22 protein-coding genes are annotated in these 23396 nt (G+C 60.7%); 14 read left to right on the forward strand and 8 right to left on the reverse strand.

Annotated features, from left to right (window positions below):
• Positions 1 to 13: 13 nt before the first annotated feature.
• Positions 14 to 490, reverse strand: a complete 477-nt coding sequence (locus BKD70_RS07840; protein WP_047273532.1) for an NYN domain-containing protein — start codon at positions 488 to 490, stop codon at positions 14 to 16.
• A 208-nt stretch (positions 491 to 698) separates the two neighbouring features.
• Here BKD70_RS07840 and BKD70_RS07845 point away from each other — a divergent pair, with 208 nt between their 5' ends.
• Positions 699 to 1358: a YciC family protein gene (locus tag BKD70_RS07845; protein ID WP_047273531.1), complete on the forward strand. Its 660-nt coding sequence runs from the start codon at positions 699 to 701 to the stop codon at positions 1356 to 1358.
• Positions 1359 to 1447: 89 nt separating this feature from the next.
• A complete protein-coding gene (locus BKD70_RS07850) occupies positions 1448 to 2530 on the forward strand; it encodes an endonuclease/exonuclease/phosphatase family protein (RefSeq protein ID WP_047273530.1) in 1083 nt (360 codons plus the stop codon).
• A gap of 21 nt (positions 2531 to 2551) precedes the next feature.
• Here the strand turns inward: BKD70_RS07850 and hrpB are convergent, their stop codons facing one another.
• The gene (hrpB, locus tag BKD70_RS07855; protein WP_047273529.1) at positions 2552 to 5086 is read right to left on the reverse strand and encodes an ATP-dependent helicase HrpB; all 2535 of its coding nucleotides are present in this window, start codon (positions 5084 to 5086) and stop codon (positions 2552 to 2554) included.
• A 102-nt stretch (positions 5087 to 5188) separates the two neighbouring features.
• Here hrpB and BKD70_RS07860 point away from each other — a divergent pair, with 102 nt between their 5' ends.
• Together BKD70_RS07860 and BKD70_RS07865 are read left to right on the forward strand one after the other, a co-directional pair.
• The gene (locus tag BKD70_RS07860; protein ID WP_047273528.1) at positions 5189 to 5608 is read left to right on the forward strand and encodes a hypothetical protein; all 420 of its coding nucleotides are present in this window, start codon (positions 5189 to 5191) and stop codon (positions 5606 to 5608) included.
• Between the two features lie 14 nt (positions 5609 to 5622).
• On the forward strand, positions 5623 to 6516 hold the full coding sequence (locus BKD70_RS07865) for a cation diffusion facilitator family transporter (RefSeq protein ID WP_047273527.1): 894 nt from the start codon (positions 5623 to 5625) through the stop codon (positions 6514 to 6516).
• On the opposite strand, the gene BKD70_RS07870 is transcribed toward BKD70_RS07865, so the two are convergent.
• Entirely contained in the window at positions 6510 to 7520 is a 1011-nt protein-coding gene (locus BKD70_RS07870; RefSeq protein WP_047273526.1) for a DUF6515 family protein, read from the reverse strand. The two genes, BKD70_RS07865 and BKD70_RS07870, sit on opposite strands and share 7 nt — an antisense overlap.
• Before the next feature lie 396 nt (positions 7521 to 7916).
• Here BKD70_RS07870 and BKD70_RS07875 point away from each other — a divergent pair, with 396 nt between their 5' ends.
• Positions 7917 to 8414, forward strand: coding sequence for an Lrp/AsnC family transcriptional regulator (locus tag BKD70_RS07875; protein ID WP_169835849.1), 498 nt, complete (start codon positions 7917 to 7919; stop codon positions 8412 to 8414).
• Between the two features lie 88 nt (positions 8415 to 8502).
• Positions 8503 to 8712, forward strand: coding sequence for a DUF2788 domain-containing protein (locus BKD70_RS07880; RefSeq protein WP_047273525.1), 210 nt, complete (start codon positions 8503 to 8505; stop codon positions 8710 to 8712).
• Here BKD70_RS07880 and BKD70_RS07885 read toward each other — a convergent pair.
• The 4 genes from BKD70_RS07885 to BKD70_RS07900 all read right to left on the reverse strand — a co-directional run bounded on the left by BKD70_RS07885 (position 8707) and on the right by BKD70_RS07900 (position 15178).
• Positions 8707 to 9273, reverse strand: a complete 567-nt coding sequence (locus tag BKD70_RS07885) for a pseudouridine synthase (RefSeq protein ID WP_162493716.1) — start codon at positions 9271 to 9273, stop codon at positions 8707 to 8709. The two genes, BKD70_RS07880 and BKD70_RS07885, sit on opposite strands and share 6 nt — an antisense overlap.
• Positions 9274 to 9523: 250 nt before the next feature.
• Entirely contained in the window at positions 9524 to 10996 is a 1473-nt protein-coding gene (gene amn / locus BKD70_RS07890) for an AMP nucleosidase (protein ID WP_162199724.1), read from the reverse strand.
• A gap of 84 nt (positions 10997 to 11080) precedes the next feature.
• Positions 11081 to 12730, reverse strand: a complete 1650-nt coding sequence (locus BKD70_RS07895; protein ID WP_047273523.1) for an acyl-CoA dehydrogenase family protein — start codon at positions 12728 to 12730, stop codon at positions 11081 to 11083.
• A 75-nt stretch (positions 12731 to 12805) separates the two neighbouring features.
• Complete coding sequence (locus BKD70_RS07900) at positions 12806 to 15178, reverse strand: hybrid sensor histidine kinase/response regulator (protein WP_047273522.1); 2373 nt, start codon at positions 15176 to 15178, stop codon at positions 12806 to 12808.
• A 288-nt stretch (positions 15179 to 15466) separates the two neighbouring features.
• On the opposite strand from BKD70_RS07900, the gene BKD70_RS07905 reads away from it, so the two are divergent.
• From BKD70_RS07905 to BKD70_RS07920, 4 genes are all read left to right on the forward strand, one after another.
• Entirely contained in the window at positions 15467 to 16264 is a 798-nt protein-coding gene (locus BKD70_RS07905; RefSeq protein WP_047273521.1) for a hydroxymethylpyrimidine/phosphomethylpyrimidine kinase, read from the forward strand.
• A gap of 16 nt (positions 16265 to 16280) precedes the next feature.
• Positions 16281 to 16904 (forward strand): thiamine phosphate synthase, encoded by a 624-nt coding sequence (gene thiE, locus BKD70_RS07910; protein WP_047273520.1) that lies wholly within the window; start codon positions 16281 to 16283, stop codon positions 16902 to 16904.
• A 31-nt stretch (positions 16905 to 16935) separates the two neighbouring features.
• Entirely contained in the window at positions 16936 to 18219 is a 1284-nt protein-coding gene (gene hemL, locus BKD70_RS07915; RefSeq protein WP_047273519.1) for a glutamate-1-semialdehyde 2,1-aminomutase, read from the forward strand.
• Between the two features lie 224 nt (positions 18220 to 18443).
• Positions 18444 to 18992, forward strand: coding sequence for a tetratricopeptide repeat protein (locus BKD70_RS07920; protein WP_047273518.1), 549 nt, complete (start codon positions 18444 to 18446; stop codon positions 18990 to 18992).
• Positions 18993 to 19042: 50 nt separating this feature from the next.
• Here the strand turns inward: BKD70_RS07920 and BKD70_RS07925 are convergent, their stop codons facing one another.
• Positions 19043 to 19369: a DUF1820 family protein gene (locus BKD70_RS07925; RefSeq protein ID WP_019411970.1), complete on the reverse strand. Its 327-nt coding sequence runs from the start codon at positions 19367 to 19369 to the stop codon at positions 19043 to 19045.
• 132 nt (positions 19370 to 19501) lie between these two features.
• Between BKD70_RS07925 and miaB the strand changes: the two genes are divergently transcribed.
• From miaB to BKD70_RS07945, 4 genes are all read left to right on the forward strand, one after another.
• Entirely contained in the window at positions 19502 to 20830 is a 1329-nt protein-coding gene (gene miaB / locus BKD70_RS07930; RefSeq protein ID WP_047273517.1) for a tRNA (N6-isopentenyl adenosine(37)-C2)-methylthiotransferase MiaB, read from the forward strand.
• Between the two features lie 193 nt (positions 20831 to 21023).
• On the forward strand, positions 21024 to 22043 hold the full coding sequence (locus BKD70_RS07935) for a PhoH family protein (protein WP_047273516.1): 1020 nt from the start codon (positions 21024 to 21026) through the stop codon (positions 22041 to 22043).
• Positions 22036 to 22494: an rRNA maturation RNase YbeY gene (gene ybeY, locus BKD70_RS07940; protein WP_047273515.1), complete on the forward strand. Its 459-nt coding sequence runs from the start codon at positions 22036 to 22038 to the stop codon at positions 22492 to 22494. Before BKD70_RS07935 ends, ybeY begins: the two co-directional genes overlap by 8 nt.
• A 41-nt stretch (positions 22495 to 22535) precedes the next feature.
• The gene (locus BKD70_RS07945) at positions 22536 to 23375 is read left to right on the forward strand and encodes an HlyC/CorC family transporter (protein ID WP_047273514.1); all 840 of its coding nucleotides are present in this window, start codon (positions 22536 to 22538) and stop codon (positions 23373 to 23375) included.
• The last annotated feature ends 21 nt before the right edge of the window (positions 23376 to 23396 follow it).

Raw genomic sequence — 23396 nt, forward strand, 5'->3', positions numbered from 1 at the left:
TAAAAAGTGAGCGTTACTTAAGCAGCAAATTGCCTTCGATCGGCACGTAGCGGGTGGCCGCGCGGATCAAGGAGTTGGCGGTCAGGCCCGGCACGCCGTATGCCACGGTTTCAACCCCGTGCTTGTTGGCAATGCGTTCAAGCAACAGGTCGAAGTCGCCATCGCCGGAGGCCAGCACCACTTCGTCCACATTGGCGGCGGCGTCCATGATGTCGATGGTGATGCCGACGTCCCAGTCGCCTTTGGCCGAGCCGTCACTGCGCTGGATATAAGGCTTGAGCTTCACCGTGAAACCGAGGTTGCGCAGGATTTGCTGAAACTGCTGCTGTTTGCTGTCACCGCGGTCGATGGCGTACGCATAGGCCTCAACAATCTCACCCCGCTGGCTGATATCGGCCCACAGCGCGGCGTAATTGAAATGGCAGCCATACGCCTGGCGAACCGTGTAATAGAGGTTCTGCACATCTGCAAAGACTGCAATTTTTTTCACCGGGACCACCTCAAGGCGTCCAGGCAAATGGGCGCACGACTGAAAACAAGTGCGGCAGTATGCCAGCCCGTGCAGGGTTTGCGTGGATAAACCGCCCGCCGCGCCCGATACGGCGTGCGTCTGACAGCAACTTAGGCACTTGCATTTGCTTGATGCCGGGCTTGATCGGTTAAAGTGGCGCACCGCTTTTGAATGCTGATACTGAACCATGAATCCGCTGAATGTTATTCGTGACGCCCTGTACTTCTTCCAACGCAATCTGGGCCAGATTGTGACGCTGTGCTTGCCGCTGGTGATTCTTGAGGCCGTGCTGCAACAACTGGTCGACCACGCCACGGGGCCGAATGCGTCGCCCGGCTACGGGTTGGTCGTCGGCTTGTTGGTGTACCCGATCTACACGGCGGCCCTGATCCTGTTTCTCGACGCGCGCAGCCGGGGCGAAAGCCCGCGCAACCGTGACCTGCTGGCCCGTGCGCTGCAACTGTGGCCAAAGTTCGCGCTGCTGGCAGCCATCAGCACCTTGCTCATCGTGCTGGGGCTGTCGATGTTTTTTGTCCCCGGCATCTACCTGACCGTCGTGTTTGCGTTCGCCGAATACCAACTGGTGCTGCGCGACGAGCCACCGCTGGCCGCCTTGAAGTCCAGCTTCGAGCTGAGCCGTGGCCACTTCTGGCGCATCTTCGTGTGCATTCTGGCGGTGCTGGGGCCTTTGATGCTGCTCAAGGAAACAGGTTTTTCGGTGTACCCGCCAGCCGAAAACCCGGTGCTGTCACTGGTGCTCGAAAGCATCAACAGCTTCTTGCAGCTGTTTCTATCTGTGGTCCTATTCCGTTTATTTATGCTAATTCGAGAATCTTCTGACAAGTAAAAGAAGGTTCACCTACAAGCCTGCCAGTGGGATGCCGAGCATGGGGCGCGTATGCTCGGCCTTCTGCGCAACCTTTATAAGCCGAGTCCATGTCACGTCTTTTGCGTAATACCGTACTGGGTGTGTTGCTGACAGCAGCGCTGTTGGCGTGCCTGATCTACAGCCTGACGTGGCGCCCGCAGGCCAGGGAGGTGCTGCCCGTCAGCTGCCCTGCCACGGCCCCGGTGCTGGTGCCCGGTCAGGCACTCAAGGTCATGACCTGGAACGTGCAATACCTGGCGGGCAAGCGTTACGTGTTCTGGTACAACCTGAGCGACGGCAGCGGGCCAGATACCCGCCCCAACCGCGAAGACATGGCCTTCAGCCTGGATCAGGTGGTGCGCGTCATCCGCGACGAAAAGCCCGATCTGGTGTTGCTGCAAGAGGTCGATCAAAACGCCAAGGCCAGTGCGTATCAGGATCAGCTCAAACTGTTGCAGGAGCGCCTGATCGACCTGTACCCCTGCAGCGCGCAAGCATTCACCTGGAAAGCCGACTTCGTCCCCGACCGACACATTTTTGGCAGTGTCGGGCGCACCCTGGTGACGCTGAGCCGCTTCCAGATCGAACACGCCGAACGCGTGCAATTACCGGTGGCCGAGGCCAACATCGTCAGCCGCCAGTTTCAACCCAAACCCGCCCTGCTGGTCAGCTATCTGCCCCTCAACGACGGCGGGCAACTGGTGGTCATCAATACCCAACTCGACCGCCCGACGCTGAACAACAGCAACCTGCGTCGACAAATGCAGGCGACCGCTGCGGTGGTGGACAAGTTTGAGGGTTACGGCACCCCCTGGCTGATCGGCGGGGACTTCAACTTGCTGCCTATCGGCCAGTTTCTGCGCCTGCCCGCCGAGTTGCGCGCAGGTTACTCGCCTGACAGCGAGCTGCACCTGCTGTGGGAAAAGTACCCAATGATTCCCAGCAACCCTGAAGCCACCGGCATCGACCGCGAACTGTGGCTCACGCATTTCCCGAACAATCCGCGTGTCGAAGAACCCGATCGCACCCTCGATTACCTGTTTTACAGCCCGAAACTCAAACGCATCGAAGGCTACGTGCGTCAGGAAGACACGCTCACCATTTCTGACCACTTGCCCGTTGTCGGCCGCTTTTTACTGCCGCTGGACTGAACCGGCCCCGCCCGTCAGCGGTCAGGTTTTTCTGGGTTTGATGCGCGCCGTGGCTTCAGCCACGAGTGGATCGTCGGGCCAGTAGTGTTTGGGGTAACGCCCTTTCAGGTCTTTTTTGACCTCGGCATAGGTGCTGCGCCAAAAGTTAGCCAAGTCCTGCGTCACCTGCACCGGCCGCCGCGCTGGCGACAGCAGGTGCAATTTCACTACCTGCCGCCCGCCCGCAATACGCGGGGTATCCGCCAGCCCGAACAGCTCTTGCAGGCGCACAGCCAATATCGGCGGGTGTTCGCTGTAGTCCAGCCGCACCGATGAGCCAGACGGCACTTTGATGTGATGGGGCGCCTGCTCCTCTAACCGTTGCGGTAATGGCCACGGCAGCCGGTTATGCACAATGCTGGACACATCGAGGCTGGCGAAATGGCTGAGCCGCGAGACACGTGTCAGGTACGGCGCCAGCCAGTCTTCCAGGCTGGCCAAGAGCGCCGCATCACTGACATCCGGCCAGTCACTCTGGCCCTGAGCCTCAAGGTCCAACTGACGCAACAGGCCTACTCGGGCTTGCCATTGACGCAGCTCCGGCGTCCACGGCAACAGTTCCAGGCCTTTGCGTCTCACCAGATTGACCAATGCCTGTGTGCGCGCGGTTTCGTCGAGCCCCGTCAACGGTTCGCGACTCAACACCAGCTCACCCACTTTGCGTTGACGCTCAGCGCGCAACACGCCTTCGCGCTCGTCCCAATCCAGTTGGTCGATCACGCTGACCTGCTCACTCAACACATCGTCCAGCAACGCGGGATCAAACTCTGCCGCCAGGTAGATACGCTCTTCGCGCTGCCCCTGGCGGCTGCCGAGGTCGGCGATGACCAGCCACGGCTGCTTCATCAGGGCATCGACCTCGCTGAACAACGCGGCCCGGCCATTGGCCAGACGGTATTCGGCGCCGCCGGGCTTGCGCTGCTGGGCGATGCGGTCGGGATAAGCCAAGGCCAGCAAGGCGCCGAGCCAGCGCGGGTGCTCGGGATCTGCCACCGGGCGGGCCGGTTTGCCGCGTAACTGCGCACGGTACTGGCGCGCCAGTTGTCTGGCACGCTGTACGCCGCCCTGCCCGCCCCGCGCTGCGCGGGCCTCACCGTCCAACAAGGCCAGGCGGCTGTGCACATCGGCCCCCGCGCCGCGAAGAATATCCCGCTCACCCAACAGCGCGGCGACGTGACAGGCCATGTCTGCCAGGCCCCATTCCTGACCGCGTAATAACAAGTGCGCGATACGCGGGTGCGCCGGTAACTCGGCCATCGCCTCGCCATGCGCCGTGAGGGTGCCTCCTTGATTCGACGCAGGGTTCATGGCGCCCAAACGCTCCAGCAACTGTTGCGCCTGTGCATAACTTGCTGCGGGCGGGGCATCCAGCCAAACCAGCTCTTGCGCACTGACGCCCCAGCGCGCCACTTGCAGCGCCAGCCCCGCCAGATCGGCCTGCATCATCTCGGCAGTGCCATACGCCGCCAACTGCGCGTGCTGATCTTCTGACCACAGGCGATAACACACGCCGGGCTCCAGTCGCCCGGCGCGACCAGCCCGCTGCGTGGCGCTGGCGCGGGAAATACGCTGGGTGTCGAGGCGCGTCATGCCACTGCCGGGATCGAAACGCGGGACACGCGCCAGCCCCGCATCGATCACCACCCGCACGCCGTCGATGGTGAGGCTGGTTTCCGCAATATTGGTGGCCAGCACCACTTTGCGCAGGCCCGAAGGCGCCGGCTCGATAGCCGCCCGTTGCGCTGCCAGCTCCAGTTCGCCGTGCAGCGGGCACAGCAGAATGTCGCTCTGTGACTCCAGCGCTTGTGCTAATTGTTGATGAACCCGCCGGATCTCTGCCTGACCGGGCAGAAACACCAGCAGACTGCCCGTTTCATCATTGAGGGCGTCCAGTACGGTCTGAACCACCCTCGGCTCGATGAACTCACCGGGCACGAACGGACGGCCCCAGCGCATGGCGACCGGGTACATGCGCCCTTCGCTGCGTAAGATCGGGGCGTCGTCGAGGACGCTGGCAAGCCGCTCGCCCTCAAGCGTGGCCGACATCAGCAAGATTTTCAGCGGCTGTTCATCGCGAAACAGCTCGCGGCCGTTGAGGCTCAGGGCCAACGCCAGATCGGCATCCAGACTACGCTCATGGAACTCGTCGAAGATCAGCAGGCCGACGCCCTCCAGCGCCGGATCCTGCTGCAAACGCCGGGTAAGGATGCCTTCGGTGACCACTTCAATGCGCGTTGTGGGGCCCACTTTACTGTCGAGGCGGATGCGGTAACCGACGGTCTCGCCGACCTTTTCACCCAGTTCGCTGGCCAGCCGTTCGGCCGCAGCACGGGCAGCGAGGCGTCGGGGTTCGAGCATCACAATCTTCTGCCCCGCCAGCCACGGTTCGTTGAGCAAGGCCAAAGGTACACGGGTGGTTTTACCGGCGCCGGGCGGTGCTTCAAGCACGGCTTCGTGACGTTGAGTCAAGGCGTGGCGCAGCGCGGGTAAAACTTCATCAATCGGCAGAGAAATCATGGTGGCTCCAGAACAGTGCGGCGAGTATAACGGCGAACAGTTCGGCATTAAGCACCGTCTTGATGCCGGGATCGGCCCTTCAAACGTTTATGAGGTTTTGAGATGCGTATGTCTTCGCGCGTGATAGGTGGCGTTGTGATTGCCGCCCTGCTCACTCAACTGACTGCCTGCGGCAGTATTTTCTTCCCGGACCGTCGCGGGCAGATCGACGGCAAGATCGACCCGATGATTGCGGTGCTCGATGCCGTGGGCTTGCTGTTTTATGTGATCCCGGGCCTGATCGCCTTTGGCGTCGACTTTGCCACGGGCGCGATTTACTTCCCGCCAGGCAAAACCGCGCACATCGCCCCACAAAAACTGCAAGACGCCATCGGTGCGGACGGCAAGGTGGATAACAGCAAGCTGCAAACGATCCTTGAGCGTGAACTGGGCGGCAGCTTCCCACTCGACGATCCACGCCTGATCCAGCACACGGGCAGCGTGCAGCAATTGGCCCTTTACGGCCTTGCCCCCGCCGCCTGATACAAGGAACGTTCATGACCAGCAGCCCGGAACACGCGCGCCTGTTACGCCTTGCTACCCGAGCCTCGGTGGCAGTGGCGAGCCTTTTGATCGTGACCAAGGCCATCGCCTGGTGGCTCAGCGGTTCGGTCAGCATGCTGGCCGGGTTGACCGACTCGTTGCTGGACGGCGTGACGTCGTTTCTCAATCTGTTGGCCGTGCATTACGCCTTACGCCCTGCCGACGATGACCACCGCTACGGCCATGGCAAGGCCGAGTCCCTCGCCGGGATGGCGCAGGCGCTGTTTATTGCCGTAAGCGCCGTGCTGATTGCGATTCAGGCCATTGAGCGCCTGAAACACCCCGAGCCCATTGGCGCGCCATGGATCGGCATTGGCGTGATTGTGTTCTCGCTGGTGATGACCGTGGCGCTGCTGGTGTTACAGCATCGGGTGGTGAAGGCCACCGGGTCGAACGCGGTGCGCGCCGACTCGCTGCATTACCGCTCCGACCTGCTGCTCAATGGCAGCATTCTGGTGGCGCTGGTGCTGGCCAGCTTCGGTTGGCCGCAGCTGGACGCGTGGTTTGGCCTGGGGATTGCGGGATACATCCTGTGGAGCGCGATCCAGATCGCCCGCCAGAGTTTTTCCGTGTTGATGGATGAAGAGTTACCGGCTGACGTCAGCCAGAACATGCTGGAACTGGCCTGCAGCGTACCGGGCGTGTTGGGGGCACATGACCTGCGCACGCGCATTTCGGGGAATATCTGGTACGTGCAATTGCACCTTGAATTGCCCGGCGAGCTGACACTGTCGGTAGCTCACGACCTCAGCGACCGCGCCGCCGAAGCGATTGAGCGCCGTTATCCACAGGCCGAAGTGCTGGTGCACGCCGACCCGCAGGAAGTGGTCAAACACCGGGCTCAGTAAGTGACCTGATAACCGCGGCTGCTCAGGCAGTTGCCCTGCGCCTGACGGTAGGTTTGCACCACCGCCGGTGAAGGCGCGTAGGTCACGCTGGCGGGGTTAAAGCCGCTCTGGTCGACGGCCCAGCGGTAACAGTCGTAGCGATCCTGATCCACTTGCGCAGGTGTCTGGCCATTGGCCGGATAGGCCACCACGTCGTAGCCGCTGCTCAGCGGTTGCGGTGCGGCCACGGGGATGGGCGCTGGTGGTTGCACCACGATGTAGTCCTGCGTCGCGGGTTGATAAGCGTAATAAGCACCGGCGGCGAGAAATAACAGCGAGCTGCCGATCCACACTTCACGCGCGTAATCGGGCAGATAGCCTACGCGGATCCCGTAGGGCGGCTGCACCACGACATAACGCGGGCCGTGGGGGCGATACCAGTAACCGCCGGAGTAGAAATAGTCCTGCCCACGGTAGGGTACTTGCCAATAGCGGTCGGGAAAGCGGTCAACCCTGTAGCCGGGACGATAGCGAGGGCCCGGCCCCCAGCCATTGCCATGCCCGTCCGGCCGCCCCTGCCAATGGCTGTCATCGGGACGCCCGTTATTGAAACCGGGGTTTGGGCCGTAGCCGGGCCGTGGGCGACCTTGCCACTGGGAATAGTCGCCGGGACGCCGGGGAATATCCTGATAGTGACCCTGGCGCGGTGGCTGAGTCTGCTGCACGGAATCAGGTCGCGCCTGAATGCTTAACTGATTGCCGGGCGCTGACGGGCGATGTTGCGCCCCGTCGCCCTGAGGACGACTTTGCCATTGGCCACCTTGCGGCTGACCATGGCCGCCGGGCTGCGGGTTGTAATCGGGGCGCGAGGGGGCGTTCGCGCCTTGACCGTGAGGGCGCTGCTCGCCGCCGTCGGGCCGACCTTGCTGAGGATGGCCTTCACCCCGCTCATCAGCCACCACATGACCGCTGACACCGACACTGAGCAAACTGACGACAGCCAAACGCCAGAGACGCGATTTCATGATGTTCCTCACTGCAGGTAGGGGCGTAACGATAAGACTGGAAATCCGGGAACCGGTTCGGCGGCAGGTTAGCAGGTCCGGCACTTATTTTTGTGCCATAAAAAAGGGCGACCCGTCGGCCGCCCTTTGAATTTTTTCGTCCTGGCTCAACACGTGTGGTGTTGGCTCACCTCGCTCCGTCTTGTGGACAGTGCGTAGCCCGGGGGCCGGGGCAACCCTGTGGGGTTGGCGGCCGCGGCTGGCCTGATTCGGCGGGCCGCAGTGGACTCTATGTCCGGGCAGTGATTCTGGTGTAAAGCATAGGCCTGTGCAGACGGCACACGATTGCGAAGATTGCTCAATAAAACATTACTTGCGCAATTTTTGACTTAAGGTGGATACTTTCACGCAATAGTTATGACAAAGGGTAACTTCGTGAGCAAACTCGACCGATACGACTTGAGTATTTTGGCGGAATTACAGCGTGATGCACGCATCTCCAATCAGGAACTGGCCGAACGCATTGGGCTCTCGCCTTCGCCGTGCTCAAGACGGGTCAAGCAACTGGAAGACGATGGCTACATCTCGCGACAGGTCGCCTTGCTGGACCGTAAAAAGCTGGGGTTGAGCCTGACCGCCTACGTACTGATCGGCATGGACCGTCATACGCCAGAACGTTTCGAGAATTTCGAATCCGCCATCCGCAGCCTGCCCCAAGTGCTGGAATGCAGCCTGGTGACCGGGGTTGACGCAGACTATCAGTTGAAAATCGTGGTGCCGGACATGGACCACTATCAACAGCTGTTACTGGGCCATCTGACCCGGATCGAGGGCGTGACCAGCGTGCGTTCGAGCTTTGTGCTCAATCAGGTGCTCAACAGCACCGAGTTGCCGCTCACGCACTTGCGCACGTAAGCCGCCACCGGTTACGGGTCACTACCCGCCGCGGGCATTGGCGTATACTCGCCCGGCTTTTCACCCCCGATGACGCTGGAGAACACTGATGGATCCTGCCGTATTTGAAGAGTGGATGATGACGATTCTGGTCAGCATCCTGATCATGTTCATGGCTTTTATCGTCTGGGATCTGGCGAAGAAGTCCAAGGCCGGGCGTTTCGGCTCGTTTATCCTGTTTTTCGTGCTGGGGCTGGGTGTGGCCGCGTTCATCATCAAAAGCGTGGTGATCGGCTTGATTGAGTCTGGCGCGCTATAGCCGCGCCGGCACTTCCCTGTACTGCCCCTGCTCCAGGCCCTCGATGCTCCAGTCGCCAATGCGCACACGCACCAGCCGCAACGTCGGTAAACCGACAGCGGCGGTCATGCGCCTGACCTGACGGTTACGCCCTTCGCGAATCACCAGTTCCAGCCAGGCCGTCGGCACACTTTTGCGAAAGCGCACCGGCGGGTTACGCGGCCATAGCTGCGGTTCTTCAAGCGCCCGCGCCTCGGCGGGCAACGTCTTGCCGTCGTTGAGCAGCACCCCGTCGCGCAGCTGTTGCAATTGCTCCGGGGTGGGCTCGCCTTCTACTTGCACCCAATAGGTCTTGGGCAGTTTGTGTTTCGGGTCCGCGATCCGCGCTTGCAACTGGCCATCATTGGTCAGCAGCAGCAACCCTTCACTGTCCCGGTCCAACCGTCCGGCCGGGTAAATGCCGGGGATGGGGATAAAATCCTTGAGCGTCGCTCGCCCGCCTTCGTCGCTGAATTGAGTCAGTACATCAAACGGTTTGTTGAACAGGTACAGCTTGGGCTCAGCAGGTGGCGCCTTGGCCACGCGACGACCGGCGGTGTGAGGTTGAGGGCTTTTAGACGCCGGACGGCGTGGGGCGGGACGAGCAGGACGGGACATGGCACACCGGACATCTAGCGATCAGGGCGGGCAATGCTAGGGGCTGTTCCCGTTTCATTGCAAGCCGCGTCGCTGAATCCCATTTAGCCAGGCAAGGCGCAGCGCGAAGGGAATGGGGGTTCCCTTCTCAAGCTCTGCAACGCAGCCTGGCTAAATGACCATCACCCATCACCCATCAACGGAACGGCGGTTCGTCGAAGCTGCGCAATTTGCGCGAATGCAACGAGTGCAGCTGATTGCGCATCAAGTCCACGGCGGCAATGCCGATCTTCAAATGCTGGCTGACCGCGCGCTCATAAAACGCGTTGGCCGAACCGGGCAATTTGATTTCACTGTGCAGCGGTTTGTCCGAGACGCACAGCAGCGTGCCATACGGTACACGCAAGCGATAACCTTGCGCGGCGATGGTGCCGCTTTCCATGTCCACGGCCACGGCGCGAGACAGGTTAATCAGTGGACGTTCCTGCGCCCAGCGCAACTCCCAGTTACGGTCGTCGTAGGTCAGCACAGTGCCGGTGCGCAGACGCTTTTTCAGCTCATCGCCATGCTCGCCCGTGACCTGCGCCGCCGCTTCTTGAAGCGCCAACTGCACCTCGGCCAGGGCCGGGATCGGAATGTTCGGCGGCACCACACGATCAAGAATGCCGTCGCGGCGCATGTAGGCGTGGGCCAGCACGTAGTCGCCAATGGTTTGCGACTGACGCAGGCCGCCGCAGTGGCCGATCATCAACCAGCAGTGCGGACGCAGCACCGCCAAATGGTCGGTGATGTTTTTCGCATTCGACGGGCCAACCCCGATGTTCACCAGCGTCACGCCATGGCCATCGCTGGCTTGCAGGTGATACGCCGGCATTTGGTAGCGGTGCCACACCACCCCGGCCGCAATGGCTTGCGCTTCGCCGTAGTCCATGGATTTTTCGATCAGCACATTGCCCGGCAGCACCATGCGCACAAAGCGCGGGTTATCGCGCAGTTGTTCAAGACCGTGGAGGATGAACTGGTCGACATAACGGTGGTAGTTGGTCAGCAGGATCCACGGCTGCACATGGCGCCAGTCGCTGCCGGTGTAATGCACCAGCCGCCGCAGTGAGAAATCGACGCGGGCGGCATCAAACAGCGCCAGCGGCAGCGGGTCGGTGTTTTCCCAGTCGTACAGGCCATCCGCGATGCCATCCGTGGCAGCCGACAGGTCGGTGCTCGGGAATACCCGCGCCAGCGCGGCGGCCGTCACGCCGGAGCCCGCGAGTTCGTCGCCCTGCTCTACCACGTACGGGTAAGGAATGTTTTGCTGACTGACGCCGACCTCGACGTCAACGGTGAAGTCGCGCATCAGCGGCACCAGCTGTTCCAACAAATAATTACGGAACGCGGCGGGATGGGTGACGGTGACGCTGTACGTGCCGGGCAATTGCACCTTGGCATAGGCGCGGGTGATAACGGGCACTTCGCCATGAAAGCGGTAGGTCAGCCGCAGTTCCGGGTAGCGGAACAGGGCGCGCTCTTGCGCAGACGGCTCGATGCGGTCTTTGAGATAACGCTTGAGTGCCTGGCTTAACGCCGTGGTTGCGCGCTCATGCAAGGCTGCGAGGCGGTCGACAGCCTCTTCAGCGGTGGGGACGACAATAAAAGCTTCAGTCACGATGAGCATCCTGTCTTCTGAACGGGCAGGCCGTTATCTTGCCTGCATCGCTGAGCAAAACACAGCCCGTTACAAGTCGCGGTGGCCGACCAATCAGCCCACGGACGGCGTTGAGCGCGCCACGATGGCCGCGACGTTCAAGCCGCGCGGCAAAGCGCCATAGGTTCGCGCGCTGCCATGCAGGCGGCTGGCGATAAAGGCGTCACTCACGTCGCTGTTACCGGCTTGGAGCAGTAATGTCGCCTGTAACCCCAACGCGATGTCTTCGGTCAGTTGCCGGGCGCGGTATTGAATGTCGTCGGTGTCCTTGAACGCGGTTTTGAGCTGCGCGATGTGCTGCGCCAGTCGCCGGTCGCCATGCCCGTCACCCAGTTCCATGAACAACGCGTCCAGCACACCCGGCTCTTTGGACAAGGCGCGCAACACGTCCAGGCACTGCACGTTGCCCGAGCCCTCCCACGTTGAGTTGACCGGGGCTTCGCGGTACAGGCGCGGCAAGATGCTGTCTTCGACATACCCCGCGCCGCCCATGCACTCGGCAGCTTCATTAATCATCGCGGGCGCCCGTTTGCAGATCCAGTACTTGCCCACGGCAGTCACCAGGCGCGAGAACTTCGCCTGCTGCGGGTCGTGCGGATGATCCAGTGCCTGCCCCATGCGCAAACTCAAAGCCAGCGCCGCTTCGCTTTCCAGCGCCAGGTCCGCCAGCACGTTTTGCATCAACGGCTGCTCAGCCAGTACCCGGCCACCCACGGTGCGGTGCGCACAATGATGGCTGGCCTGGGTCAATGCCTGACGCATCAAGGCGCTGGAACCCACCATGCAGTCAAACCGGGTCATGGCCACCATCTCGATGATGGTCGGGACGCCGCGCCCTTCTTCGCCCAGCATCCATGCCAGCGCCCCGCGAAATTCAACTTCGCTGGAGGCATTGGAGCTGTTGCCGAGCTTGTTTTTCAGACGCTGGATGTAAAACGCGTTGCGGGTGCCGTCCGGCCGGTGGCGCGGCAGCAAAAAGCAACTCAGGCCCTTGTCAGTTTGCGCCAGCGTCAGGAAGCCATCGCACATGGGTGCCGAGCAAAACCATTTATGGCCCAGCAGCTCATAGGCCTGGCCCGGCCCCGGCGCCCCGACCGGGTAAGCACGGGTCGTATTGGCGCGGACATCGGTGCCGCCCTGTTTCTCGGTCATGGCCATGCCCAGCGTCACACCGGCCTTCTGGCTGATGTCGACGTTGCGCGGGTCGTAGTGGGTCGCGAGTACTTTGGGCAGCCAGATCTGCGCCACATCCGGCTGCAAACGCAGCGCGGGGACGCTGGCAAAGGTCATGGTCAGCGGGCAACCACTGCCGGCTTCAGCCTGGGTATGCAGGTACGTCATGCACGCCCGGGCCACGTGGGCACCAGGGCGCGGGTCCGTCCAGGGCAACGACGGCAAGCCGTGTTCAATCGCCGTGCGCATCAGCTCGTGATACGCGGGGTGAAATTCCACCAGATCGATCCGATGACCAAAACGGTCATGGCTGACAAACACGGGTTTGTTTTCGTTGGCCAGAAAGCCCGCGGCCATCAACGGCCCACCGGCCAGTGCGCCGTATTCGTCGATGCGCGACTGCGCCCAACCGGCGCCAAAGCGCTGACCCCACGCTTGCAGCGGCAGGTCGATGCGGTACAGGTTAACGCCGTCCAGGGAGGGCGGCTGGTTGGTGACTTCGTGGGTTTCTGCGTACTGATGCAAATTCATTGCGCGGGCTCCTGGGAATCATGCCAATGGAGCCAGTGAAGCACGCATTGCCACCTTCACAAGTGGCATAAGCGCCTAAAACTCGACGCTTTTGTCCTCATCGCCGGTTAACAGCCGTTGTGCCAATGCCTGTTGCAGGTCTTCGAAACGCAGCGGTTTGATCAGGAAATCGGTGATGCCCTCCACCTGCGTGCGTGCCGTTTGCGCAGCGGCCTGGGACTCAAACAACGCCAGCACCGGCAACCGGGCGCATGCGGCCAGCGTCAGCAGCTGGCTGCCCATGGATGAGCCGGACACGTGACTGAACGGGCACGCCAGCAACACCGCATCCACGCGCTCCCGGCGCAACGTGTCGACTGCGTCTTGACCGCTTTGCGCCGTCAACACCCGGTAACCCGATTTGAGCAGCATCGCGCGTAACACCGCCGAGTTGGCGGTGTTGTCTTCTACCAGCAAAACGACGTATTGCTCGGGAAAACGCATCGGCATTTGTACGACTTGCGCTGTTTCGAGCGGCGATTCCATTTCGATGGACAGCTGAAACTGCGACCCCTGACCCGGCTGCGAATGATGGGTCAGGTGACCGCCGAGCAGTTCAACCAAACGCCGGCAAATCGCCAGCCCAATGCCCAAGCCGCCATATTCCCGGGTCATGGACCCGTCGACCTGGAAGAAGTGCTGGTACAACTCGGCTTCTTCCTGATGGACAAAGCCGATGCCGCTGTCGATCACGTTAAAGGCCAGGTTCCAGCGACCCGGCCCGGCGGTTTTACCCGTGACGCGCAGGATGACCCCGCCCTGATGGGTGAACTTGATGGCGTTATCCAGCAAGCACTCCAGGCACTGCCGGATCTTCTGGGCATCGCCCAGCCAGGTGTCAGGAAGGGTGCGGGCCACTTCGTGGGTGAAGGAAAGCCCTTTGGCCCGGGCTTTTGGCCCGAACTGGTCGTGCAAACCCTGCAACAGCTCGCCCAGACTGAAACGGTCGCTACGGGCCGACAGGCGACCGGCTTGCAGCTCGGTCAACGTCAAAATGCCATTCACCATGCCCATCATTTCTTTGGCCGAGCCTTCAGCGGTCTGGGTGTACTGCTCAAGTTCGGGCGTCATGTCCAGCGTCTTGATCAACTCCAGAGAGCCAATCACACCGTTCATGGGCGTGCGCAGCTCATGGGTCACAGTGGCCAGGAACTCATCCTTGAGCTGGTTGGTGCGCTCCAGTTGCTGGTTCATGGCCGCCAGTTTTTGCCCGGACTCTTGCAGGGTCCGGGCCTGCAAGTCGCGCATGGCATTGATGCGGTCCGCCAGCGCCAGCGACAGCAGCCCGACTTCAATCGCCGAACCGATCTGGCTGGCATACATGGTGAGAAATACATTCGGCAGATAGCCCAACACCATCAACGTGTTGACCAGGCCGCCGAGCAAAAAGGCGGTCCAGGCGATGACGAAATAACGCGCCACCCGCAGGCCGCGGCACCACGCCACGATCCCGGCCACAAAGATGGTGAAGATAAAGGCCAGCGCCAGACCGGTGGCCAGTCGCAACGAAATCGCGTAGCTGGTGGTCAGCGCCAGCACCATGACCAGCGCGCCGACCGCCATCAGCAGCATCAGCGCACGGTCGAGCCAGCGGCTGTGGCTGGCGGTATGCAGGAAGGTGCGGGCGAACTGACAGCCGAAAAAGGCTGCCGAACCGATCAGAAACGGCGTCGCCGCGTTCGCCCACCACGGGTTGTCAGGCCAGAAATACTGCACTGCGGCGCCATTGACCGACAGTTGATACAGGCCAAACGAGGCAATGTAGAAGATGTAATAGAGGTAACTGGTGTCACGCACACTGATGTAGATAAACAGGTTGTACACCAGCATGCCGAGCAGTACGCCATAGATCAGGCCGAGGATGTAGATGCGCACGGGCTGGTCTTCGAGGTAGGCCTTGGCAGACCACAGCGTCAACGGCGCCTGAATGGAGCCTTCGCTGGCCAGACGCAAGTACACGGTCTGGGTGTGGCCCGGAGAGAAATTCAGCTCGAACAGGTAGTTGTTTTCTTTGACCGGGCGGCTGTCAAAAGGCAGGGCATCGCCGGTGCTCTGCGTCAGTTCGAATGCGCCGTCGGCGTTTTGCTGATACAGGTCGATATGGTCCAGCGGCGGGTACGCCAGCTCCAGCAACCAGGACGTACTGGCTTGCGGGTCACGCGGCTGATAGTTGAAATCGACTTTAAGCCAGAACACCGAATGCGAGTAACCCGCGTTCAGGGTGTCTTTTTTATGGGGTTGCAAACGTTCAGGATGGGCCACGATATCGGCGATGGTCGCTTGCCCGGCCACATCTTCATAGACGTGCATCTCACGGCCCAAGGGCAGACGTTGAGTGGTTTCGTCAAAGGTGATTGCGCTGGCCAGCGCTGGCAGCCAGCCCATCAGGAAAATAAAAAAATAGCGCATACAGCCCCAAAATGGCCTGCCCGATTGCGTCTTTGGGCCTCCTTTCCCTTTGAGACGACGTAAACCAGCATTACCTGTTATTCGTTTGAGGGTCACTCTAGCACAGCAGCTAATGGCAAATACACATCACGTAAACATTCAATGCACAGCGTCTAGATCAAGCCTTACAGCGATACTGAGCCTGCAAAAATACAATCTGATACGGTAGTTTTTTCCGAAACTGACGTGAGAAAAATCGCCACACCCTGAGCCGCCCGCAAAAACGGTTTGGTGGTAAGCTCGCGCACCATGAATATCTACAGCTCTCGCCCTGTTGTCCTCTGTCTCTCCGGCCATGACCCCAGTGGTGGCGCCGGCTTGCAGGCAGATATCGAAGCCCTGCTGGCTCAAGGTTGTCACGCCGCTCCGGTGGTCACCGCCCTGACTGTGCAGAACACCGTTAACGTCAGCGATTTCCGCGTGCTGGATCGTGAGTGGGTGCAGGCGCAAGCCGCTGCCGTGCTCAGCGACTCCAACGTGGCCGCGTTCAAGCTCGGCATGCTCGGCTCTTTAGAGATGGTCGACACCGTCGTCGAGCTGCTCAAGGCCCACCCGCACGTGCCGATGGTCTGCGACCCGGTGCTGCGCGCAGGCGGCGGCGGGCGGCTGGGCAAGGACGAAGTGGGGTTCGCCATGCGCGAGCGCCTGCTGCCCCTGGCCACTATTGCGACCCCTAACTTGCCCGAAGCCCGCATTCTGGCCGAGCTGCCGGAGGGCAGCGCCGACGCGTGTGCCGAAAAACTCCTGCCGTACTGCAAGCACCTGCTGATTACCGGCGGGCACGGCGATGAACACGAAGTGCACAACCGCCTGTACAGCCGCGACGGCAGCCGTCACACCTTCACGTGCTATCGCCTGCCTGGCAGCTACCACGGTTCGGGCTGCACGCTGGCCAGCACCCTTGCCGGGCGCCTGGCCATTGGCGAGCAGTTGGTCAGCGCGGTTGAAACCGCGCTCAACTACACGTGGCGCACCTTGCGTGACGCCGAGCAATTGGGGCAGGGGCAATTTGTGCCGCGCCGCTTGCCGCTGGACTTTTGCTCGTAACACAAGGGGCCGCACCATGAAACTGCGTGGACTTTACGCAATCACTGACAGCCAACTGCTGGCAGGCAAATGCCTGACGTACGTGGAGGCCGCCCTTGATGGCGGTCTGACATTGCTGCAATACCGCGACAAGAGTGCAGATGACGCCCGCCGCCTGCGCGAAGCCGAGGCATTGCGCGAGCTGTGCGCACGTTACGGCGCGCAGCTGATTATCAACGATGACGCCGAGCTGGCGGCGCGGCTGGGCGTTGGCGTCCACTTGGGTCAGACCGATGGCCCGCTGAACCCGGCCCGCGCCCTGCTGGGCCGCAACGCGATCATCGGCTCGACCTGCCACAGTCAGATCGAACTGGCTCAACAGGCCGCCCAGGAAGGCGCAAGTTACGTCGCGTTTGGCCGTTTTTTCAATTCAAGCACCAAGCCCGGGGCGCCGACCGCTACGCTGGAACTCCTGGATCACGCCCGTGCGCAGCTCACTGTGCCGATTTGCGTGATCGGCGGCATCACCCTGGAGAACGCCGCGCCACTGGTCGAACATGGCGCCGACCTGCTGGCCGTGGTGCACGGGCTGTTTGGCGCCGAGACGGCGCAGGCCGTTACCCGCCGCGCCCGTGCCTTCAACGATTTGTTATCACTTTAACTACCGAATCCTGATTCAGAGAGAGCCCACCATGTCTCGTTCCGAAACCCTGTTTGCCAACGCTCAAAAACACATTCCCGGCGGCGTGAATTCGCCAGTGCGGGCCTTCAAGAGCGTCGGTGGCACCCCGCTGTTTTTCAAACACGCCGAAGGCGCCTACGTGACGGACGAAGACGACAAGCGTTACGTGGATTACGTGGGCTCGTGGGGGCCGATGATTCTGGGCCACAGCCACCCGGACGTTCTGGACGCCGTGCGTGCGCAACTGGAGCACGGCCTGTCATACGGGGCGCCGACCGCCATGGAAACTGAAATGGCCGACCTGGTGTGCTCCATCGTGCCGTCGATGGACATGGTGCGCATGGTCAGCTCCGGCACCGAAGCCACCATGAGTGCCATCCGCCTGGCGCGTGGCTACACCGGCCGCGACAACATTCTCAAGTTTGAAGGCTGCTACCACGGTCATTCCGACAGCCTGCTGGTTAAAGCAGGCTCCGGCGCACTGACACAAGGCGTACCCAGCTCGGGCGGCGTACCGGCGGACTTCGCCAAACACACCCTGACCACCACGTTCAACGACATCAACGCCGTGGAAAAACTGCTGGCCGACGTCGGTGACACCGTCGCCTGCATCATCGTCGAGCCTGTGGCCGGCAACATGAACTGCGTGCCGCCAGCGCCGGGCTTTCTGCAAGGCCTGCGTAGCCTGTGCGACCAGCACGGCGTGGTGCTGATTTTTGATGAAGTGATGACGGGCTTCCGCGTCGCCCTCGGCGGTGCCCAGGCGCACTATGGCGTGACACCGGACTTGAGCACGTTTGGCAAAATCATCGGCGGCGGCATGCCGGTTGGCTGCTTCGGCGGCAAGCGCGAAATCATGGAATGCATCGCACCGCTGGGCCCGGTCTATCAGGCAGGCACCCTGTCCGGCAACCCGCTGGCCATGGCCGCTGGCCTGACCACGCTGCGCCTGATCAGCCGTCCGGGCTTCCACGCCGAGTTGACCGACTACACCACGCGCCTGCTGGACGGCTTGCAGGAACGAGCGGATGCGGCCGGTATCCCATTCGTTACCACCCAGGCAGGCGGCATGTTCGGCCTGTACTTCAGTGGCGCAGACGACATCGTCACCTTCGACGACGTCATGGCCAGTGATGCCGACCTGTTCAAGCGCTTCTTCCACTTGATGCTTGAAGGCGGGGTGTACCTGGCGCCGAGTGCCTTCGAAGCGGGCTTCACGTCCATTGCCCACGGCGATGCCGAGTTGAAGTTGACCCTGGACGCCGCAGAACACGCATTCGCCGCCCTGAAGTGATCCGCCAAAACGACAAGGGTTGTGGCCCTTGTCGTTTTTTTATGCCCGTAATGCACTGATCTTTTAACCCACTCGTCCAAAATCGTCTTAAATCAACCGATATCACGTTCGCGCAGCAGAAAAACGAGTAAAGACTTTGTAAGGTTGCCTCGGCTTATTTCATAATGCGCGCCTATACATCCCTTGGTCGGGCCCGCCCGTCTTTCAGAGGTACGTCGATTCCCATGAACCGCACCGGCCGCGCCCTTGCAATGGGCTGCCTGTTGCTCCTACAGCCGTTGCTTGCTCAGGCAGGCGGTAACTCGTTGTTGATCCCGGCGATGGGTCGCTGCACCCTCAATACTCAGCCAGAGAATCTGGAAGAGGCGCTCGCCGCGTGCGTGCAAGCGGCAAAAGGCGGGGATGCAGAAGCCGAATACGAGTTGGGCGAGTTCTACTACGACGTCAATAATCCCAAGCGCGACCTCAACCAGGCCCTGAGCTACTTCGAACAAGCGTCGCTCCAAGGCCACGCCATGGCTCAGTTCAAGCTCGGCACCATGTTCTACAAAGGTGAAGGTGTACCGGCCAACAACATTCAGGCGTATATCGTGCTGAAAATGGCGGCCGTCAATGGTGCGGAAGACGCACTGGACACCGCGGATGAAGTGGCCGAACAAATGCCCCGCGACCAGCTCGAAACCGCGACCCAGGTGCTGGGACAAATCTTCCGCAAATACCTGATGGAACTGCAATCGACGGACGCCCGTTCGCCGTTTTCGCCATTGCCTTGAGTTCCGGCAGCCCAGGGCTGCCATCTGCATGACTTATCCAGACGCGAGCCTTACTTCTCCGGCATCGGAAACGGAAACGGCATCACATTGCTAACGCCCCGCGCCTCGCTGATTTTGGGCGTGCCCAGGCGTTCCACTTCGTCGATGCGCACAATCGAATGCATTGGCACAAAGCTGCGCACAACGCCTTCGAACTGGGCCTTGAGTTTTTCTTCGCTCGGGTCAACGACCATTTGCGTGCGCTCACCGAAGACGAATTCTTCTACTTCCAGGAAGCCCCACAGATCACTTTGATAGATCTGCTTGGCGTACATTTCGAACACCTGTCCCTGGTTGAGGAAAATCACCTTGTAGATTGGAGCTTCACGTTTGGTCATGGAGGGCGGGTAAACATCTGAAGGTATAAAAGAGGGCGCGAACTATAGCATAGCCTCCTGACGCACAGCGCTAGGAAGCAACGGCTATGCCCCCTATAATGCGCGGTTCTTTGAACCACTTGATGAACACCCATGGCCAAGAAGCTTTACATCGAAACCCACGGTTGCCAGATGAATGAGTACGACAGCTCACGCATGGTCGATCTGCTGGGTGAACATCAGGCCCTGGAAGTCACGGCGCGCGCCGAAGACGCTGATGTGATCCTGCTCAACACCTGTTCCATCCGCGAACGCGCCCAAGACCGCGTTTATTCGCAACTGGGTCGCTGGCGCGAGCTGAAACTGGCCAACCCGGAGATGGTAATTGCGGTTGGCGGTTGTGTGGCAAGCCAGGAAGGCGCGGCGATCCGGGATCGCGCGCCTTACGTGGACGTGGTGTTCGGTCCACAGACCCTGCACCGCCTGCCTGAGATGATCGACGCGGCGCGCATGACCAAGCTGCCACAGGTCGACGTTTCGTTCCCCGAGATTGAAAAGTTTGACCATTTGCCGGAACCGCGCATCGACGGCCCCAGCGCCTATGTCTCGGTAATGGAGGGGTGCAGCAAGTACTGCACGTTCTGCGTCGTGCCTTATACCCGCGGCGAAGAAGTCAGCCGTCCGTTCGATGACGTGGTAGGCGAAGTGATTCACCTGGCTGAAAACGGCGTGCGTGAAGTGACCCTGCTCGGGCAGAACGTGAACGGTTATCGCGGCCTGACCGACGACGGTCGCCTGGCCGACCTGGCTGAACTGATCCGCGTGGTGGCGGCGGTCGACGGGATCGAGCGTATCCGCTACACCACGTCGCACCCGCTGGAGTTTTCCGACAGCCTGATTCAGGCCCACGCCGAAGTCCCGGAACTGGTCAAACACCTGCATTTGCCGGTGCAGTCGGGTTCGGATCGTATTCTGTCGGCGATGAAACGCAACCACACGGCGCTGGAATACAAGTCCAAGTTGCGCAAGCTGCGCGCCGCCGTGCCGGGTATCTGCATCAGCTCCGACTTCATCGTCGGCTTCCCCGGCGAGACCGAAAAAGACTTCGAGCAGACCATGAAGCTGATCGAAGACGTGGGCTTCGATTTTTCTTACTCGTTCGTGTACAGCCAGCGCCCGGGCACGCCCGCCGCCGACCTTGCCGACGACACGCCCGAAGAGCGCAAGAAAGAACGCCTGAACGCCTTGCAACATCGCCTCAACCAGCAAGGTTTCGAGATCAGCCGACAAATGGTGGGGTCCGTCCAGCGGATTCTGGTGACCGATTACTCGAAAAAAGACCCCGGCGAACTGCAAGGGCGCACCGAGAACAACCGCATCGTCAACTTCCGCTGCGATAACCCGCAGTTGATCGGCCAGTTTGCGGACGTGCATATCGATGCCGCTCAACCCCACTCGCTGCGGGGCTCGCTGCTGAACTGAGCCAACGCGCAGTCGCTGACCCCTGATCGACAAGATCCTCGATGTTTAAAGGGCAGACACCTGCCTTGCGGACCATCGCAGCGGGCGTCAGCGACTACAGATTTTACGTGGTATCAGTAAGCCCTTTCGTCCATGACCTGCTAGCGTTATCCTTCAAACCATCTCAATTGCCTCAGGGCGGCTAAAAACGACTTTGAACGCACCCATCGAACCACATCGTTTTCTCCTCGAGCCTTTTGAGGCTCGCCGCTTCGCCAATCTGTGCGGGCTATTCGACGAGCATTTACGTTTGATCGAACAGCGCCTGGCCATCGAAATCCGCAATCGCGGCAATCAGTTCGAATTGATCGGCGACCCTAAAACCACCTCCTCGGCAGAACACCTGCTGCGCCGCCTGTACCGCGAAACCAAAGCCACCGAGCTGTCGCCGGACATGGTGCACCTGTTCCTGCAAGAATCTGCCGTCGAAGACCTGGCCAGCAATCCCGTGGCCGACCCCAGCGTGTCGTTGCGCACCAAAAAGGGCATGATTCGCCCTCGCGGCATCAATCAGCAGCGCTACGTCAAAGAGATTCTGGGCAACGACATCAACTTCGGTATCGGGCCGGCAGGTACGGGTAAAACCTATCTGGCGGTGGCGTGTGCCGTGGATGCCCTGGAGCGCGAGCAAATTCGACGCATCCTGCTGGTACGTCCGGCGGTCGAAGCGGGTGAAAAACTCGGCTTCCTGCCCGGCGACCTGTCGCAGAAAATCGATCCGTACCTGCGTCCTTTATATGACGCCCTGTACGAGATGCTCGGCTTTGAATACGTGGCCAAGCTCATTGAGCGCCAGATCATCGAAGTCGCGCCGCTGGCTTATATGCGCGGCCGGACGCTGAACAACAGCTTCATCATCCTCGACGAGAGCCAGAACACCACCGTCGAGCAAATGAAGATGTTCCTGACCCGCATCGGCTTCGGCTCCACCGCCGTGATTACCGGTGACATTACCCAGATCGACCTGCCTAAAGGCACCAAATCCGGGCTCAACCATGTCATCGAAGTGCTCAAGGACGTACCGGGCATCAGCTTTACGCATTTCCAGTCCAAAGACGTCGTGCGCCATCCATTGGTGCAGCGCATCGTGGAGGCTTATGGTCGCTACGAGCAGGAAGCCGCCGACAAATTGGCCGCCCTGCCCGCTGCCAAGGATTACCGCCACGATGCTTGAGCTTGATCTGCAACTGGCGACCCAGGCCGTCACACCGAGCGAAAGCCAGTTCCGCCAATGGTGCGAGCTGGCCTTGCGCCAGCGAACTGCTGACTCGGAAATGACCATCCGTCTGGTGGACGAAGCGGAAGCCCGCGAATTGAACCACACGTGGCGCAACAAAGATTACGCCACCAACGTGCTGTCCTTCCCGGCCGATGTCCCCGACGAATTCCTCGATATCCCGCTACTCGGCGACCTGGTGATCTGCGTCGCTGTGGTTGAGCGCGAAGCCGCCGAACAAGGCAAGGAACTTGAGGCCCACTGGGCCCATCTAGTGATTCACGGCTGCTTGCATCTTCTGGGTTACGACCATATAGACGATGACGAAGCCGAAGAAATGGAAGCACTGGAACGAACGTTGCTTGCAGAACTGGGTCACCCAGACCCGTACGCAGACGACGAAAACTGATCAACACCACTGAAACTACCAAGGGATACGAGTAAATCGCTATGAGCGAAGACCGATCGAGCAACGGGCAAAAGTCATGGTTGGGTAAGCTGACCCAGGCCTTTGCCCATGAGCCGAAAAACCGCCAGGAGCTGCTTGAGCTGCTGCGCGAAGCACACCAGAACAAACTCTTGGACAGCGAAGCGCTGGCCATCGTCGAAGGCGCCATTCAAGTGGCTGACCTGCAAGTGCGCGACATCATGGTGCCGCGCTCGCAGATGATCAGCATCAAGGCGACCCAGACACCCCGTGAATTTCTCCCGGCGATCATCGACGCGGCGCACTCACGCTACCCGGTGGTCGGCGAAAGCCACGACGACGTGCTCGGCGTATTGCTGGCCAAAGACCTGCTGCCGCTGATCCTTCAAGAGAACGGCGACAAGTACAACATCAAGGATCTGCTGCGTCCGGCGACGTTCGTTCCCGAGTCCAAGCGCCTTAACGTGTTGCTGCGTGAGTTCCGTGCCAACCATAACCACATGGCCATCGTCATTGACGAGTACGGCGGCGTGGCCGGTCTGGTGACGATTGAGGACGTGCTCGAACAGATCGTCGGCGACATTGAAGACGAACACGATGTCGAAGAAGACAGCTACATCAAGCCGCTGCCAAGCGGTGACTTCCTGATCAAGGCCCTGACCCCGATCGAAAACTTCAACGAGTTTTTCGACAGCGACTTCTCCGACGACGAGTTCGACACGGTGGGCGGCCTGGTCATGAGTGCGTTCGGGCACTTGCCAAAACGCAATGAAACCACTGAAATCGGCCCGTACCGCTTCCGCATCCTCAATGCAGACAGCCGCCGTATTCACTTGATTCGCCTGACGCCTATCGCCCGCTAAACCTCCAACACCAAGGATTGA

Source organism: Pseudomonas sp. BS-2016 (assembly GCF_001806145.1).
GTDB lineage: Bacteria > Pseudomonadota > Gammaproteobacteria > Pseudomonadales > Pseudomonadaceae > Aquipseudomonas > Aquipseudomonas lundensis.

What these genes read in the sequence shown, in the direction of transcription:
- ybeY (WP_047273515.1), top strand. Translation starts at nt 22,036, where the DNA reads ATGCTTGAGCTTGATCTGCAACTGGCGACCCAGGCCGTCACACCGAGC.
- BKD70_RS07905 (WP_047273521.1), top strand. Translation starts at nt 15,467, where the DNA reads ATGAATATCTACAGCTCTCGCCCTGTTGTCCTCTGTCTCTCCGGCCAT.
- amn (WP_162199724.1), bottom strand. Translation starts at nt 10,996, where the DNA reads ATGCTCATCGTGACTGAAGCTTTTATTGTCGTCCCCACCGCTGAAGAG.
- BKD70_RS07925 (WP_019411970.1), bottom strand. Translation starts at nt 19,369, where the DNA reads ATGACCAAACGTGAAGCTCCAATCTACAAGGTGATTTTCCTCAACCAG.
- hrpB (WP_047273529.1), bottom strand. Translation starts at nt 5,086, where the DNA reads ATGATTTCTCTGCCGATTGATGAAGTTTTACCCGCGCTGCGCCACGCC.
- BKD70_RS07880 (WP_047273525.1), top strand. Translation starts at nt 8,503, where the DNA reads ATGGATCCTGCCGTATTTGAAGAGTGGATGATGACGATTCTGGTCAGC.
- hemL (WP_047273519.1), top strand. Translation starts at nt 16,936, where the DNA reads ATGTCTCGTTCCGAAACCCTGTTTGCCAACGCTCAAAAACACATTCCC.
- thiE (WP_047273520.1), top strand. Translation starts at nt 16,281, where the DNA reads ATGAAACTGCGTGGACTTTACGCAATCACTGACAGCCAACTGCTGGCA.
- BKD70_RS07895 (WP_047273523.1), bottom strand. Translation starts at nt 12,730, where the DNA reads ATGAATTTGCATCAGTACGCAGAAACCCACGAAGTCACCAACCAGCCG.
- BKD70_RS07860 (WP_047273528.1), top strand. Translation starts at nt 5,189, where the DNA reads ATGCGTATGTCTTCGCGCGTGATAGGTGGCGTTGTGATTGCCGCCCTG.
- BKD70_RS07875 (WP_169835849.1), top strand. Translation starts at nt 7,917, where the DNA reads ATGACAAAGGGTAACTTCGTGAGCAAACTCGACCGATACGACTTGAGT.
- BKD70_RS07865 (WP_047273527.1), top strand. Translation starts at nt 5,623, where the DNA reads ATGACCAGCAGCCCGGAACACGCGCGCCTGTTACGCCTTGCTACCCGA.
- BKD70_RS07920 (WP_047273518.1), top strand. Translation starts at nt 18,444, where the DNA reads ATGAACCGCACCGGCCGCGCCCTTGCAATGGGCTGCCTGTTGCTCCTA.
- BKD70_RS07850 (WP_047273530.1), top strand. Translation starts at nt 1,448, where the DNA reads ATGTCACGTCTTTTGCGTAATACCGTACTGGGTGTGTTGCTGACAGCA.
- miaB (WP_047273517.1), top strand. Translation starts at nt 19,502, where the DNA reads ATGGCCAAGAAGCTTTACATCGAAACCCACGGTTGCCAGATGAATGAG.
- BKD70_RS07870 (WP_047273526.1), bottom strand. Translation starts at nt 7,520, where the DNA reads ATGAAATCGCGTCTCTGGCGTTTGGCTGTCGTCAGTTTGCTCAGTGTC.
- BKD70_RS07900 (WP_047273522.1), bottom strand. Translation starts at nt 15,178, where the DNA reads ATGCGCTATTTTTTTATTTTCCTGATGGGCTGGCTGCCAGCGCTGGCC.
- BKD70_RS07845 (WP_047273531.1), top strand. Translation starts at nt 699, where the DNA reads ATGAATCCGCTGAATGTTATTCGTGACGCCCTGTACTTCTTCCAACGC.
- BKD70_RS07945 (WP_047273514.1), top strand. Translation starts at nt 22,536, where the DNA reads ATGAGCGAAGACCGATCGAGCAACGGGCAAAAGTCATGGTTGGGTAAG.